Annotated in this window: 12 protein-coding genes; all 12 read left to right on the top strand. The window is 71.1% G+C overall.

Annotated elements, in window-relative coordinates; genetic code table 11:
* Positions 1-58 precede the first annotated feature (58 nt).
* The 12 genes from ACTWPP_RS07125 to cydD all read left to right on the top strand — a co-directional run bounded on the left by ACTWPP_RS07125 (position 59) and on the right by cydD (position 15,182).
* The gene (locus ACTWPP_RS07125) at positions 59-1,441 is read left to right on the top strand and encodes an iron-containing redox enzyme family protein (protein ID WP_443103271.1); all 1,383 of its coding nucleotides are present in this window, start codon (positions 59-61) and stop codon (positions 1,439-1,441) included.
* A 170-nt stretch (positions 1,442-1,611) separates the two neighbouring features.
* On the top strand, positions 1,612-2,019 hold the full coding sequence (locus ACTWPP_RS07120) for a Rieske (2Fe-2S) protein (protein WP_443103270.1): 408 nt from the start codon (positions 1,612-1,614) through the stop codon (positions 2,017-2,019).
* 56 nt (positions 2,020-2,075) lie between these two features.
* Positions 2,076-3,194: a 50S ribosomal protein L11 methyltransferase gene (locus tag ACTWPP_RS07115; RefSeq protein WP_443103269.1), complete on the top strand. Its 1,119-nt coding sequence runs from the start codon at positions 2,076-2,078 to the stop codon at positions 3,192-3,194.
* The gene (locus ACTWPP_RS07110) at positions 3,191-4,612 is read left to right on the top strand and encodes an iron-containing redox enzyme family protein (RefSeq protein WP_443103268.1); all 1,422 of its coding nucleotides are present in this window, start codon (positions 3,191-3,193) and stop codon (positions 4,610-4,612) included. The genes ACTWPP_RS07115 and ACTWPP_RS07110 overlap by 4 nt, the downstream gene beginning before the upstream one ends.
* Positions 4,605-5,705, top strand: coding sequence for a hypothetical protein (locus ACTWPP_RS07105; protein ID WP_443103267.1), 1,101 nt, complete (start codon positions 4,605-4,607; stop codon positions 5,703-5,705). The genes ACTWPP_RS07110 and ACTWPP_RS07105 overlap by 8 nt, the downstream gene beginning before the upstream one ends.
* Positions 5,706-5,736: 31 nt before the next feature.
* Positions 5,737-7,005 carry an ATP-grasp domain-containing protein gene (locus ACTWPP_RS07100; RefSeq protein WP_443103266.1) on the top strand — a complete coding sequence of 423 codons (1,269 nt, stop codon included), beginning with the start codon at positions 5,737-5,739 and terminating at the stop codon, positions 7,003-7,005.
* A complete protein-coding gene (locus ACTWPP_RS07095; RefSeq protein WP_443103265.1) occupies positions 7,002-8,261 on the top strand; it encodes an MFS transporter in 1,260 nt (419 codons plus the stop codon). The genes ACTWPP_RS07100 and ACTWPP_RS07095 overlap by 4 nt, the downstream gene beginning before the upstream one ends.
* Positions 8,262-8,369: 108 nt before the next feature.
* Entirely contained in the window at positions 8,370-9,629 is a 1,260-nt protein-coding gene (locus ACTWPP_RS07090) for an ATP-grasp domain-containing protein (RefSeq protein ID WP_443103264.1), read from the top strand.
* Between the two features lie 42 nt (positions 9,630-9,671).
* Complete coding sequence (locus tag ACTWPP_RS07085; RefSeq protein WP_443103263.1) at positions 9,672-10,961, top strand: hypothetical protein; 1,290 nt, start codon at positions 9,672-9,674, stop codon at positions 10,959-10,961.
* Positions 10,962-11,083: 122 nt separating this feature from the next.
* A complete protein-coding gene (locus tag ACTWPP_RS07080; RefSeq protein WP_443103262.1) occupies positions 11,084-12,499 on the top strand; it encodes a cytochrome ubiquinol oxidase subunit I in 1,416 nt (471 codons plus the stop codon).
* Positions 12,500-12,513: 14 nt separating this feature from the next.
* Positions 12,514-13,530, top strand: a complete 1,017-nt coding sequence (gene cydB, locus ACTWPP_RS07075; RefSeq protein ID WP_443103261.1) for a cytochrome d ubiquinol oxidase subunit II — start codon at positions 12,514-12,516, stop codon at positions 13,528-13,530.
* Complete coding sequence (cydD, locus tag ACTWPP_RS07070) at positions 13,527-15,182, top strand: thiol reductant ABC exporter subunit CydD (RefSeq protein WP_443103260.1); 1,656 nt, start codon at positions 13,527-13,529, stop codon at positions 15,180-15,182. Before cydB ends, cydD begins: the two co-directional genes overlap by 4 nt.
* Positions 15,183-15,213: the final 31 nt, after the last annotated feature.

Here is a 15,213-nt window from a genome sequence, read left to right as displayed (position 1 = left end):
AGGGCGCGCGCACAACTACACCCGACCCATGAAGTAGTCAGGTGAACGGTACAATTAAATGACAATTCAATCTGTCGACAAGGAAGTCGCCGGCACACTGGGAAAGCGAATCATCTCGTTCGCGCGGAGCCCGCTTTTCCAAGGTGCCGCCCAGGTACTGCACGCTCCCAACCCCTACCGCCGGATGCTGGTCCCGGACTCGCTCGCCGAGGCCGACTTCGACCGGCCGCCGGGTGCCGGCCAGTGGGCCGCGCACCGCTCCCTCGCCGCGCACCGGCTGCTCGGCACCTTCTACGAGGCCGACACGGTCCTACTCCCCGAACAGGGACTGGACGGCCTGCACGAGGACTTCGGCCTGTTCTACGGCTCCGGGCTGCGTGAACTGCGGGAATCGTCCGTTTCGGCTCTGGAACGTTTCGCGTTCGCCTGCCTCGACGACGCCGTGGACGTCAGCGGCGCCACCACGCCCGAGGTGCTGGACGCCTACTTCCAGCATGTGGTCGCCGAGGCCGAGAACGGTCCATCGCCCGCGCTGACCGCCATCGCCGGGGCCCGCGACCGGGAGAGCGCCGCCGACCTGTATCTGGTCCAGCTGGCGCTCGACGGCCTCACCGAGGCGTCCGCGATGTCGCGCAACCTCGCCGGCGCCTACGGGCCCGAACAATCCGCCCTGTTCAAGATCTTCATCGATGAATTCGGGTACGGGGTCTACGACGCCAAGCACACCACCATCTTCGCCAAGATGCTGCGCAGCCGCGGCATGGCGACCCATGTGCACGCGTACTGGAACTTCTACCTCGCCGGTCCGCTGGCCACGAACAACTACTATTACTACCTGTCCCGCGACCATGCGAAGTTCTTCCGCTACGCGGGTGCGGTGACCTATGCGGAGGCGGTTTTCGCGCCCGCCTTCGTGGAAATGGTCAAGGTATTCCGGGAAATCTTCGGAGACGAAGTCGATCTGCATTACTGCGACGAGCACGCGCATATCGACGAGCACCACGGGCGCATCACCAGGGAACAGGTGCTGCTCGCCCTGGCCGAAAGGCACGGTCCCCGGGTCGTCCCCGAGCTGATGCGCGGCGTCGCCGAGGCCCGGCTCGTCGGCGGATGGTTCGAGGACGACACCGCGGCGCAGATCCGGTGGGCGGACGGCCTTGCCCGCCACCGGGAGCTCGCGGGAACGGTCCGACTGGAGTCCGCGCCGCCGCGGCGGGTCGTCCTGACGCCGGACAGCCCGTTCGGGACGCGCGGCCATGACGACGCCATGGTCCTGGAGGTCGAGCGCGGCGAGGCGGAGCTCATCACCACCCCGACCGGCCCGCCGGAGCGGCTGGTACGGGGGGACGTGGTGCTGATCCCGGCCGGCCGGCTCTACGGGGTGCGGTCGGCGGCCCCCGAGAGCGCCTACCTCCTCCATACCGCGGCACCCGACGGCTGATCGCTCACGAGGCGCCGCTTCGGAGCGGCGTCCCTTCCCTCCCCGAACACACCGGCGGGGCGCGTCCGTCCTCGCCAACGCGCCCCCGCCCCGTACGCCTGATCTCGCTCGCCCGCGCCATGCCGGTGTCCCCCCGCCCGTCGGCCGCGCCCGAACGACAAGAGGAGCCGATGGCCCGCGTCATCGTCATGGATCTGAGCCGCCACAACACCGTGATGGTCGGCCACGACCGCTACTTCGTCTTCCACACCGACGGGCGGTCCCTGCTCGTCCTCGACCGCTGCCCGCACCGGGGCGGGCCGCTGAGCCTGGCCCGCCTCACCCCGGACGGGCGGCGCCTGAGCTGCCCCTGGCACGGCACCAAGGTCGGTGTCGCCGCCGTGAAACGCACCAGCCTGCCGATGGTGCGCAGCGGCGACGAGGCCGTCGTCGTCCTCCCGGACGGCGACGGCGGGGGAGACGCCGGGGCGCCGATCTCGGTCATCCGCAAGGAGGTCCTCGCCAACCTGCCGCCGGACGCGCCCTGCGCCGCCGACGTGATCGACGCCTCCGGCGGGAAGGGGGCCGTGCGCCGATGACGCCCGACAGCGCCACCAACACCTCACCACCTGGTCCGAACCGAGGAGGCACGGTCGTGGAGCCGACGCACGAATCCGACCTGATGGATCCCGTCCCGGAGACCCACGCCGACCTGGAGCTCGCGGAGTTCCTGCGCTGGGGACGCGACCTGCACCATCAGGGCCGCTACGAGGACGCCGCCAAGGCGTACGAGCTCATCCTCGGCCTGGACCGCGACAACGAGGAGGCGCGGATCGGCCGGAACCGCGCCGTCCGCCGCGCCGTCCCCCGCTGGCACTGGGAGATGCTGCACGACGAGGAGCGCGCCGAGTTCTACGACCGGGCGATCCGGCGGGCGGTGGCGTCGGACCCCGGCTCGCTGGTGCTGGACATCGGCGCCGGGTCGGGGCTGCTGGCGATGATGGCCGCCCGGGCCGGGGCGCGCCAGGTGGTGGCGTGCGAGGGGCAGCCGGCCGTCGCCGAGACGGCGTCCCGGGTCGTCCGGGTCGCCGGGTACGACGACGCGGTCACCGTCGTCCCGAAGATGTCCACCCGGATGACGGTGCCGGAGGACATGCCCAGGCGGGCCGACCTGCTGGTCACCGAGATCGTCGACTGCGGGCTGCTGGGCGAGGGCATCCTCGGCACGATCGCGCACGCCCGCGAGCATCTGCTCACCCGGGACGCGACGATCATGCCGTCGCGGGGACGGATCATCGCCCAGCTGATCGAGAGCGAGCGGCTGCACCGCAAGAACCACGTGGGCAAGCTGTACGGGTTCGACCTGGCGCCGTTCAACCGGCTGTCGACGCTGGAGTACTTCGACTCCCGGCTCCACCGGCACGAGCACCGGGCGCTGTCGGACCCGCTGACGGTGTTCGACTTCGACTTCCACACCGCGGACGCGACGCCGCGGAGCACCGAACTGCGGGTGCGTCCCACCGCCGCGGGGAAGCTCCACGCGATCGCCTTCTGGTTCGAGATGGAGCTGCTCCCCGGCATCACGCTCGACAACGCACCCGGGCACGACTCGCACTGGAAGCAGGCGATCCAGTGCCTGCCCGTCCCCGTGCACGTCCAGCCGGGCGAGCCGGTCGTGCTGGACGCGGCGCACGACGGCGAGTGCGTCCGCTTCACCATTCCCGCCGGGACGGCCCCCGGCAAGGAACGCGATGTCTCGGAGGCGGCGCGATGACGATCATCACGACGGAACGGTCCGATGCCCTCGCGGCGTACTGCGCGCAGCGGATCTTCCAGCCTGGGCCGGAGGTGTACATCGCCGGGAACCCGTTCCGGCGGCCGATCGGCCCGCCCGGGACCGGCGACCGGGACTTCTCCGTCCCCGCCACCGAGGCGGAGTTCCTGAGCGGCGGGCAGCTCGTCGCGGGGCGTGTGCTGTGCAACGCCTACGAGAGCGACATGATCCTGCTGCCCGCCGAGGGCCTCGCGGCGGCCAAGGACGACTTCGACCTGTTCTACGGCGACGAGGTGCGGCGGCTGCGCGACACCGTCCGGCCGGATCTGGAGCGGTACGCCTTCTCGTTCCTGGACGACGCCGTGACGGTACCGCCGGTCCGGACGCTGGACGAGCTGCAGGCCTACTTCCTCGCCGAGGTCGGCGGGGCGGGGGCTCCGGCGGACGCGTCCGGCACCAACCCGGCGGTGGACGCGGCGGCGCCGGTGACCGGCACGATGCGGGCCATCACCGAGTGCCGGCACCCGGAGGAGGCGGCGGCGCTGCACCTGATCCAGCTCGCGCTGGACGCGCTGACGGAGGCGTCGGCGATGGCGCGCAACCTGGGCGGGTCCTACGGCGTCGAGCAGTCCGAACTCTTCAAGATCTTCAACGACGAGTTCGGGTACGGGGTGTACGGCGCCAAGCACAGCACGATCTTCAAGGAGATGCTGGCGAGCGTCGGGCTGCGCACCGACGTGCACGCCTACTGGAACTTCTACCTGACCAGTTCCCTGGTCGGGGTGAACTACTTCAACTGGCTCACCGAGGACCACCGCGGCATGTTCCGCTACATGGCCGCGGTGACCTACCTGGAGTGGCTGTTCGCCCAGGGTTTCGCCGACACCGGGGCGATGCTCCGCGCCGTCTACGGCGACCGGGTGGACGCCAAGTACTGCGACGAGCACGCCCACATCGACATCCACCACGGGCGGATGACGTACGAGAACCTCCTGCTGGGGCTGGCCCGCACCCACGGTGAGCTGGTCATCCCCGAACTGGTGCGCGGCATCGAGGACACCAAGCTCCTGCTGCGGCTCGGGGACGCCGACTTCCGCGCCCAGATCGCCTGGGCCGACACGCTCGACGACCACGCGGAGGCGGGCGCCGCGCTGGCGTCCTCCGCGCTGGACGACGCCGTGACCAGCACCCTCCGTCCCGACAGCCCGTTCTGCACCGGCGTGTACGAGACCGACCGGCTCATCGAGGTCACCGCCGGTGAGGTGGACGTGTACGCGTGGGCGACCGAGCACCCGCACCGCCTCGGGGCGGGCGACGTGCTGCTGGTGCCGCGGAGCCGGCTGCACGGCCTGAAGGCGGCCTCGCCGGAGGCGCGCGTGACCGTCCGAACCGTCGAAAGGACGTCCCACGATGGCTGAGAACTCCTCCCCGGTCGGCTCGTACAACGAGTGGGATCCGCTCGAAGAGGTGATCGTCGGCGTGATCGACGGCGCCGCCGTCCCGCCGTGGCATCCGGCGGTCGAGGCGACGGTGCCGCCGGAGGCGTGGGACTTCTACCGCCGCAACGGGGGCGGCGGCTTCCCGGCCGCGCAGGTCGACGCGGCCCGCGAGGAACTCGAAGGGTTCGTGTCGATCCTGGAGGGCGAGGGCGTGACGGTCCGGCGGCCCGACCCGGTCGACCAGTCCCGTTCGTTCGGGACCGCCGACTGGTCGTCCACCGGCGGGTCGTCGCACACGTTCCCCCGCGACATCGCGCTCGTGGCGGGGGACCAGATCGTCGAGGCGACGATGGGCTGGCGGTCGTACTACTTCGCCACCCACCCCTTCCGGACGATCTTCAAGGACTACTTCCGGCGCGGCGCCCGCTGGGTCGCCGCCCCGAAGCCGCAGCTCACCGACGCGTCCTACAACCCCGGCTACGCCGCGGCGAAACCGGAGACGCCGTCGCCGGACGACCCGTTCCCGGACGCGACGTCCGTCATCACCGAGTTCGAGCCGATCGTGGACGCGGGCGACTTCATGCGGTTCGGCCGCGACATCCTCGTCCAGCGCAGCCACGTCACCAACCGGTTCGGCATCGAGTGGACGCGGCGGCTGCTCGGCGACGAGTTCCGGGTGCACGAGGTGGCGTTCATCGACGACCATCCGATGCACCTCAACGCCACGTTCGTCCCGCTGCGTCCCGGCCGCGTGCTGATCAACCCGGAGCGGGTGCCCGAACTGCCGGAGATGTTCGCCGACTGGGACGTGCTGATCTGCCCCGAGCCCGCCATCCCCGCCGACCAGACGATGTACTTCTGCAGCCGCTGGATCACGATGAACACCCTGATGCTCGACCACGACCGGATCTTCGTGGAGGCGCAGGAGACCGAGCTGCTGCGGCTGCTGGACAAGGAGGGGTTCACGCCCATCCCCGTCCCGTTCCGCACGGTCAACACGTTCGGCGGCGGTTTCCACTGCGCCACCCTCGACGTCCGCCGGCGCGGCGGACTCCAGGACTACTTCTCCTGACGCTCCCCCGACGCCCCCCAACGAGGTCCGCATGTCGCACAACCCGTCCGCGGGCGACGACCGTCCGCTCCTTCTCCTGGTCGCGAGCAGCTACCGGGTCTACCGCGCCTACATCCTGGAGTCGGTGTCGGCGCGGTACCGGCTCTGGCTGCTGAACCCGGCCCCCGCCACCTGGGAGGACCCCTACATCATCGGGCACACCGTCGTCGACTGCCTCGACCTGGAGAAGCTGACGGCGGCGGCCCGGGAGGTGGCCCGCGACCACGACGTCGCCGGCGTCCTCTGCTACGACGAGGTCTACATCGAGACGTCGGCGCATCTGACCGCCGCGCTCGGCTTCCCCGCCCTGGACCCGGACGCGGTGGCGCGCTGCCGCGACAAGTCCGCCACCCGGGCGGCGCTGCGGGACGCGGGGCTTCCGCAGCCCGGGTCCCGTGCCGTCGCGTCGCTGGAGCAGGCCCGCGCGTTCGCGGACGAGATCGGCTACCCGGTCATCGTCAAGCCCCGGAACCTGGGCGGCAGCCTCGGGCTCAGCAAGGCCGAGGGCCCCGACGACCTGGACCGCGCGTTCGCGCTCACCGACGGGACGCGGATGGGCGGCATCCGCCAGTTCGACGACTACGTGGTCGTGGAGGAGTTCCTCGACGGCCCGGAGGTCTCCTTCGAGTGCGTCGTCCACAAGGGCGAGTGCACGCCGCTGATCGTCGCGCGCAAGGTCCTCGGCGGCAGCGGCGACCTGGCGTTCGAGGAGATCGGCCACGACGTGGACGCGAACGACCCGCTGCTGACCGACCCGCACATGCTCGCCACCCTGACCCGCGCCCACGCCGCCGCCGGGTTCACCGACGGCTTCACCCACATCGAGTTCAAGCTCACCCCGGACGGCGCGCGGCACGTCATCGAGATCAACGCCCGCCTCGGCGGCGGGATGATCCCCTATCTCGGGCTGCTGACGTCCGGCGTGGACGCCCCGCTCGCCGCGGCGGACGTGCTGGCGGGACGTCCCCCCACCGTGGCGTTCCCCAAGCCGCCCCGGGCCGCGTCGATCAGGTTCGCCTACCCGCCCTACGACATGGAGGTCACCTCGGCGACCGCGCACCGGGAGCTGATGCGCCCGCCGGTCACGGAGGTGGAGGTCGGCGTCCAGCCGGGCATGCGGGTCCGGCGGCCACCGCACGGCCTGGCCCGCAGCGGCTACGTGATCGCCGTCGGCGCGTCGGCGGAGGAGGCCGCCGGCGCGGTCACCGATGCCGGACGGTACTTCACATTCGAGGGAACCAGGCTGGAGCCCGCGTCATGACCACCGCCGAGCACCCCACCGTCATTTCGACGCTGCGGGAGATGAACGGGACCGTCCGGATCCTGGTCCTGGGCAACCTGATCAGCAACCTGGCGATGTTCCTCAACGCGTTCCTGGTGCTGTTCCTCACCGACGAGGGATTCACCGCGTGGGAGAGCGGCGTCGTGCTGACCGCGCTGATGATCGGGCGGATCTCCGGCTCCGCGGTGGGCGGCGCCGCCGCCGACCGGGTCGGGTACCGCGCGGTCATCGTCGGCTCGATGGTGAGCACGGCCGTCCTGACCGCGGCCCTCGTCCACGTGCCGGACGTGTGGACCGGCGCCCTCGTCGCGGCGGGAGCGGGCATGACGGCGCAGGCGTACCGTCCCGCCGCGATGGCGTGGGTCGTGGAGCTGACGCCGAAGAACCGGCACGTGATGGTCTTCTCGGTGCTGCGGCTGACGTTCAACGTCGGCGCGACCCTCGGCCCCATGGGCGCCGCGCTGCTGCTGACCTACGCGTCCTACGGCGCCCTGTTCTACGTGGACGCGGCGACGTCGCTGGCCTTCGGCATCGTCGCCTACGCGGCGCTGCGGTCCAACCCCGAGCCGGACACCGGCGGCGAGAAGTCCGGCGGCAAACGCGCCGGCTACGGGCAGATCCTGGCCGACCGGCGGTTCATGCTCGTCGTCCTCGGCCTGTTCTTCACGGCGGTCGCCTACATCCAGGCGTCGGCCGCGCTGCCGCTGTTCGTGACGGGCTCGGGTCACGACGAGCGGGTGTACGCGACGCTGCTGACGGTCAACGGGGCCATCGTCATCGCGTTCGAGGTGCTGCTGTCCAAGTGGCTCCAGCGGCTCCCGATCGGGCTCCCGATGACCATCGGCATGGCGATGCTGGGCGTCGGCCACCTCCTCTACACCGGCCCGACGCCGATCGCGCTGCTGATCCTCGCGACCGTCGTGTGGACGTTCGGCGAGGTCATCGCGGCGCCGTCGATGATGGCCTACCCCGGCCTCGTCGCGCCGCCGGCGCTGCGCGCCCGCTACATCGCCGCGGCGACCGTCCCGCAGCAGGTCGGCTACGCCGTCGGCCCCATGATCGGGATCGCGGCGTGGCACACCTGGGGTTCGGGGGTGTGGGTGCTGACCGGGGCGTTCGGGCTCCTCGCCGCCGTGCTCGTCGCGGCCGGGGCGGGGCTGGCGCGCCGGCGTCCACCGGACGAACCGGACGAGCCGGAGCTGACCCCCGCCACGACGGCCGACGGCGGCGACTGATGGGCCGTGACCGATGGGCCGTGACCGATGGGCGGGGCCGGTGAACGGCGGCCGTCCCGCACCCGACCGCGCAACCGAACGGATCAACCGGAGACAAGGGTGAACATCATGGACAGACCAGTCGTGGCGATCGTGCGGCCTTTCACCTCGGCGGCGATGGTCGCCCCCGCGCTGCGGGAGGCGGGGTTCAGCCCGGTGGCCGTGATGGACTACACGGGACCGTCGCTGGCCCCGCTGCACTCCTCGCACGACCCCGGCAACTATGACGCGGTCATCAACCACCACGGCGACATGGCGGAGACCGTCGCGCTGCTCGGCGGGCTGAAGCCGATCGCGGTCATCCCCGGCGTCGAGGCGGCGCTGCGGCTCGCGCAGGAATGCTCGGACGCGCTAGCGCCCGAGTTCTCCAACGTCGCCGAACTGGTCGACGCCCGGCGGCACAAGTACCTCATGCACCAGGCGCTCACCGACGCCGGGCTGCCCGTCCCCCGGCAGATCTCCACCACCGACCCCGAGGAGGTCGCCGCGTGGATCGAGCGCGAGGGGCTCGCCGGCCGGGACCTCGTCGTCAAGCCGCCGACCAGCGCCGGCACCGTCGGGGTGAGCCGCGCGCCCGGCGGGCGGGGCTGGCGCGAGCTGTTCACCGCGATGCTCGGCACCCGCGACAAGCTGGACGTGCTGGCCGAGGAGGTGCTCGTCCAGGAGATGATGACCGGCACCGAGTACGCCATCGACACCGTCAGCCACGACGGCCGGCACTCGATCACCGACATGATCAAGTACAAGCGGGTGCCGTTCGGCGAGGGCATCGCCGTGTACGACTGCGTCGAGTGGCTGCCCTACGACACCGACGCCTACGGCGAGCTGATCGACTACGGGCTCGGCGCGCTGGACGCGGTGGGGCTGCGCAACTGGGCGGCGCACACCGAGATCATGATGACCCCGGACGGGCCGCGGCTGCTGGAGGTCAACGCCCGGCTGGCCGGCGCGGGCAACCCCGCGGTGACCGAGATCGCCACGGGGGAGAGCCAGGTCACCCGGATCGTGGACGTGTGCCGCGGCCTCGGCCCGCAGATGCCGCCCGGCTACACGCTGCGGCGCAACGTCATGGCGGTGTTCCTGATGTCGCACTCCACCGGGATCGTCCGCAATGCGGAGATCTACGACCAGGCCCGGGACCTGCCGAGCTACCACTCCCCGGTGCACATGGTCGGCACCGGAGACCACGTGGACGCGAGCACCGACCTGTTCGCCAGCATGACGATGGGCTACATCGTCCTCGCCCACGAGGACTCGGCGCAGATCCACGCCGACCGCGAGGCCATCCGGAAGATCGAGAAGGACCTGATCGTCGACCCCGACGTGTGACCCCTCGACACGACCCGACCCCCGCGATGGAAAGGCCCGCAGATGGTCACCGAGAAGTACCTGGCCGCGTGCGCCACCGAGGGCGGCGGCCTGCGCGACGTCATGGCGGACGCCGAGCTTCCGGCGGTGTTCACCGAGGCGTGGGGGAGGTACCTGCTGCCGCGTCCCCTGTTCTCCGAGGAGAGCCGGACCCGCCGCGCCGCGGCCGACCTCGCCGGGCTGTTCACGCTGATGGCGTCCCTGCCCGACCGGCTGTTCGGCGGCGACCGGCGGAAGTTCTGCGCCGCGATCGGCGCCGACGAGCGGCGCACCGCCCTCATGACCGCGTTCGCCGGCGAACCCCACCTGTACGGGCGGGCCGACCTCTACGACGACGGTTCGCGGTTCCGGCTGCTGGAGTTCAACGTCGGCAGCGAACTCGGCGGCGTCGACATCAGCGAGGTCAACCGGGGTCTCCTCGCGCATCGGGAGTTCGCCGAGTTCGCGGTCGAGTACGGGTTGTCCCACGTGGACACGCCCGCGGCCATCGCGCGCCAGTTCGTCCGGGCGACCGGGAAGGAGGCACCGGTCGTCGCCACCCTGGAGGCCATCGGGGGACTGATGGCGTACGAGTCGCTGCACCGTTCCTTCCAGGAGACGATGAAGCGGTGCGGGATCGAGCTGCTGCTCGGCGAAGTGGACCAGGTGGAGGTGAAGGACGGCCGGTTGTTCCTGCACGGCCGTCCGATCGACCTCGTCCTGCGGTACTACTCCGTCAACCAGCTGGCCCGCGACCCGCGCAACGACCGGCCCGCGGAGACCGTCATGGGGGCCCACGAGGACGGGAAGGTCGTCCTCTGGACTCCGCTGACGAGCGCCATGCTGGCCTACAAGAGCTGCCTGCCGCTGATCTCCGACCCGGAACTGCGCGCGGATCTGTCCTCGGACGAGAAGGCCCTGGTCGACCGGATCCTGCCGTGGACGCGGATCCTCACCCCCCGCCTGGTCGACCGGGTCCGCGCCGAACGGGAGAAGCTGATCCTCAAGCCGTTCGCGGGCCTGTCGGGCAGGGGCATCCGCGCGGGCTGGGACCAGACCGACCGTGAATGGGCGGAGACGGTCTCCGACTCCCTGGGCCGGGACTACATCGTCCAGCGGCGTGTCGTCCCGGTCCGGGAGCCGGTGCTGGACCCGGCGAGCGGCGCGGTCGAGGACTGGCTGGCCGTCTGGGGTCTGTTCGTCTTCCCGGAGGAGTACGGCGGCGCGTTCTGCCGTGCGGTCCCGTCCGGTGGCGCCTCCGTGGTGAACCTGGGCAGCAAGGGCGCGAGGGTCGCCTCGGCGTTCCACTACTGACGCGCGCCGGCGTCCGGGGCGTGTGACGCATTCAACGACTCTCCGTAGTACTACGGCTCGTAGTATCTCTGACAGGATGTAGTACTACAGCTTGTAGTAGATAGCCGGAGAGGCCCCCGCCCATGGATCCTGTCGACATCGCACGGTGGCAGTTCGGGATCACCACCGTGTACCACTTCCTGTTCGTCCCGCTGACGATCGGGCTGTCCGCGCTCGTCGCGGGCCTGGAGACGGCGTGGATCCGGACCGGCAGGACGGCCTACCTGCGCGCCACCAAGTTCTGGGGCAAGCTCTTCCTGATCAACTTCGCGATGGGGATCGTCACCGGGATCGTGCAGGAGTTCCAGTTCGGCATGAACTGGAGTGACTACTCCCGGTTCGTCGGCGACGTCTTCGGCGCCCCGCTCGCCATCGAGGGGCTGCTCGCGTTCTTCGTCGAGTCGACCTTCCTCGGGCTGTGGATCTTCGGCTGGGACCGGCTCCCCAAACCGCTCCACGTCATGTGCATGTGGCTGGTCTCCATCGGCACCGTGCTGTCGGCGTTCTTCATCCTCTCCGCGAACTCCTGGATGCAGCACCCCGTCGGCTACCGCATCGACGAGGAGACCGGACGGGCCGTCCTCACCGACTTCTGGGCCGTGCTGACCAACCCGACTCACCTCGCCGCGTTCCCGCACACGATCACCGCCGCGTTCGTCACCGGCGGGCTGTTCATGGCCGGCGTCAGCGCCTGGCACCTGGCCCGCCGCAAGAACGTCGAGGTGTTCCGCCCGTCGCTGAAGCTGGCCCTGGCCGTCACCGCGGTCGCCTCGATCGGCGTCGCCATCAGCGGCGACCACCTGGGCAAGGTCATGACCGAGCAGCAGCCGATGAAGATGGCCGCCGCCGAGGCGATCTACGAGACCGAGCGGCCCGCCGGGTTCTCCGTGTTCACCGTCGGCACCCTGGACGGCGACGAGGAGATCTTCGGGATCAAGGTGCCGGCCGTCCTGTCGTTCCTCGCCACCGGCAGCTTCGACGGCGAGGTCCAGGGCATCAACGACCTCCAGGCCGACGCCGAGGCGACCTACGGGCCCGGCGACTACCGGCCGGCGATCCCCGTCGTCTACTGGAACTTCCGGATCATGGTCGGGGCCGGGTTCCTCACCGCGCTGGTCTCGCTGGGCGGGCTGTGGCTGCTGCGGCGCGGGCGGCTGCCGTCGAGCCCGTGGGCCTACCGGATCGGCATGCTGTCGCTGACGCTCCCGTTCATCGCCAACTCCGCCGGATGGATCTTCACCGAGATGGGACGGCAGCCCTGGTCGGTCTTCGGCGTGCTGAAGACGTCGGCGAGCGTCTCCCCGGCCGTCGGCGCCGGCTCGATGCTCGTCTCCGTCGTCTCGCTGACCGCGCTGTACGGCGTCCTGATGGTCATCGAGGCCGGGCTGATGCTCAAGTACGCCAAGGCCGGGCCGCCCTCGGAGGACGAGGTCCTGCCGCCCCCGGCCGCCGATGACGACGACTCCGACCCCGAGCGCTCGCTCGCGTTCGCCTACTGAGAGGGCCGCCGGTCATGGAACTCACCACCGTCTGGTTCATCATCATCGCCTTCCTGTGGACGAGCTACTTCTTCCTGGAGGGATTCGACTTCGGCGTCGGCATGCTCCTGCCGGTACTCGGTCGCGACGACGTCGAACGCCGCGTCGTCATCAACACCATCGGGCCCGTCTGGGACGGCAACGAGGTGTGGTTCATCGTCGCGGGCGCCGCCATGTTCGCCGCGTTCCCCGAGTGGTACGCCACCCTGTTCAGCGGCTTCTACCTGCCGCTGCTGCTCATCCTGATCGCGCTGATCGTCCGCGGTGTCGCGTTCGAGTACCGCGGCAAGCGCGACGAGGCGCGGTGGCGCGGCCGCTGGGACAAGGCGATCTTCTGGGGCAGCCTCGTCCCGGCGTTCCTGTGGGGCGTCGTGTTCGCGAACATCGTGCGCGGCGTGCCGCTGGACGCCGACCACGAGTTCGCCGGGACGCTCGCCGACCTGTTCAACCCGTACGCGCTGCTCGGCGGGCTCACCACGATGACCCTGTTCGTGATGCACGGGGCGGTGTTCCTCGCGCTCAAGACGTCCGGGGACATCCGCACCCAGGCCCGCCGCGTCGCGAGCGTCGCCGTCGTCGCGGCCATGGCCGCCGGCGGCGGCTTCCTGCTGATCACACAGCTCCAGCACGGCAAGCCCGTGACCTGGCCGACCGCCGGGGGCGCCGCCGCCGGGCTGGTCATCGCCGCCGTCGCCAACGGGCGCGGACGCGAAGGCTGGGCGTTCATCGGCACCGGAACCGCCATCGTCCTCGCCGTCGCCACCCTGTTCACCTCGTTGTTCCCGGACGTCATGCCGTCCACCCTCGGCGCCGCGAGCCGCCTGACCACCGAGAACGCCTCCTCGTCCCCGTACACGCTGGAGATCATGACGTGGGTCGCGGCGGTGTTCACCCCGATCGTGATGATCTACCAGGGCTGGTCGTACTGGGTGTTCCGCAAGCGGATCGGCACGTCCCACATCCCCGCGCGCAAGCCCGAGCGGGTGAAATGAAACCCCTCGACCCCCGGCTGCTGAAGTACGCCCGGACGACACGGGTCTTCCTCCTGTCGTCCGTGGTGCTCGGCACCGCCACCGCGGGGTTGATCATCGCTCAGGCGACGCTGCTCGCCGACATGCTCACCCGGGCGTTCCTCGGCGGCGCGTCCCTCGCCGGCCTGCGCACGCCGATGCTGCTCCTGCTCGCCGTCGTCGCCGGGCGGACTCTCGTGGCGTGGCTGCAGGAGGTCGCGGCCCACCGCTCGTCCGCCGCGGTCAAGTCGCAGCTGCGCGGCCGGCTGCTCGCGCACTCCCTGCTGCTCGGCCCGCGCTGGCTGTCCGGCGAACGCAGCGGGGAACTGGCCACCCTCGCCACCCGCGGCATCGACGCGCTGGACGACTACTTCTCCCGCTACCTGCCGCAGCTCGTCCTCGCCGTGATCGTCCCGGCGGCCGTCGGCGCGCGGATCCTGTTCGGCGACTGGCTGTCCGCCGTGACGATCGCGGTGACGCTGCCGCTGATCCCCGTGTTCGCGATCCTCGTCGGCCTCACCACCCAGCGGAAGATGGACCGGCAGTGGCGGACGCTGTCCGTCCTCGCCGCGCACTTCCTGGACGTCGTCGCCGGACTGCCCACCCTGAAGATCTTCGGCCGGGCGCGGGCGCAGGCCGCGAAGATCCGCGAGGTTGCCGACCGGCACCGGCGGGCCACCATGTCGACGCTGCGGATCGCGTTCCTGTCCGCGCTCGTCCTGGAACTGCTGTCGACGATCTCGGTCGCCCTCGTCGCCGTCTCCATCGGACTGCGCCTCGTCGAGGGCGGCATGGGGCTGGAGACCGCCCTGCTCGTCCTGATCCTCGCGCCGGAGGCGTACCTCCCGCTGCGGCAGGTCGGCGCGCAGTACCACGCGAGCGTCGAGGGCCTCACCGCCGCCGGACGGATCTTCGAGGTGATCGAGACGACGCCGCCGCCCTCCGGCACGCGCACCGACGTCCCCGACCTGGCGCACGCCACAGTCCGCCTGGACGGTGTGACGGTCGCCTACGACGGGCGCGACGTCCCCGCCCTCGACGGCTTCTCCCTCACCGTCCACCCGGGGGAGACCGTCGCGCTCACCGGGCCGAGCGGAGCCGGCAAGTCCACCGTCCTCGCCGTGCTCCTCGGCTTCGTCCGGCCCGACTCCGGGCACGTCCTGGCCGACTGGGACGACCTCGCCGACCTCGACCCGGACGCCTGGCGGGCCCGCATCGCGTGGGTGCCGCAGCGTCCCCACCTGTTCGCCGGGACGGTCGCCGCCAACATCCGCCTCGGCCGCCCGGACGCGACGGACACCGAGGTCCGGGCCGCCGCGGAAGCGGCGAACGCACTGGAGTTCATCGACGACCTGCCCCACGGCCTCGGCACGCCCCTCGGCGAGCGGGGCCTCGGCCTGTCCGCCGGCCAGCGGCAGCGCATCGCCCTGGCCCGCGCGTTCCTGCGGGACGCGCCGCTCCTCCTGCTGGACGAGCCGACCTCGAACCTCGACGCGGAAAGCGAGGCGGCCGTCACCGACGCCGTCCGCCGCCTGGCGGCCACCCGCACCGTGATCCTCGTCGCCCACCGACCGGCCCTCACCGCCGTGGCCGACCGGGTCGTCCACATCGAACCCGCGACGGTGACGGCATGAGCGCCCAGGCCTGTCACGCCGTGGCGCTCCC

Source organism: Actinomadura sp. 3N407 (assembly GCF_052245875.1).
Lineage (GTDB): Bacteria > Actinomycetota > Actinomycetes > Streptosporangiales > Streptosporangiaceae > Spirillospora.
Note: the sequence above shows the minus strand (reverse complement) of the source record. Positions and strands in the feature narration are given on the sequence as shown.

Coding starts and splice junctions, on each gene's coding strand:
- ACTWPP_RS07125 (WP_443103271.1), top strand. CDS start 59: ATGACAATTCAATCTGTCGACAAGGAAGTCGCCGGCACACTGGGAAAG.
- ACTWPP_RS07120 (WP_443103270.1), top strand. CDS start 1,612: ATGGCCCGCGTCATCGTCATGGATCTGAGCCGCCACAACACCGTGATG.
- ACTWPP_RS07110 (WP_443103268.1), top strand. CDS start 3,191: ATGACGATCATCACGACGGAACGGTCCGATGCCCTCGCGGCGTACTGC.
- ACTWPP_RS07105 (WP_443103267.1), top strand. CDS start 4,605: ATGGCTGAGAACTCCTCCCCGGTCGGCTCGTACAACGAGTGGGATCCG.
- ACTWPP_RS07100 (WP_443103266.1), top strand. CDS start 5,737: ATGTCGCACAACCCGTCCGCGGGCGACGACCGTCCGCTCCTTCTCCTG.
- ACTWPP_RS07095 (WP_443103265.1), top strand. CDS start 7,002: ATGACCACCGCCGAGCACCCCACCGTCATTTCGACGCTGCGGGAGATG.
- ACTWPP_RS07090 (WP_443103264.1), top strand. CDS start 8,370: ATGGACAGACCAGTCGTGGCGATCGTGCGGCCTTTCACCTCGGCGGCG.
- ACTWPP_RS07085 (WP_443103263.1), top strand. CDS start 9,672: ATGGTCACCGAGAAGTACCTGGCCGCGTGCGCCACCGAGGGCGGCGGC.
- ACTWPP_RS07080 (WP_443103262.1), top strand. CDS start 11,084: ATGGATCCTGTCGACATCGCACGGTGGCAGTTCGGGATCACCACCGTG.
- cydB (WP_443103261.1), top strand. CDS start 12,514: ATGGAACTCACCACCGTCTGGTTCATCATCATCGCCTTCCTGTGGACG.
- cydD (WP_443103260.1), top strand. CDS start 13,527: ATGAAACCCCTCGACCCCCGGCTGCTGAAGTACGCCCGGACGACACGG.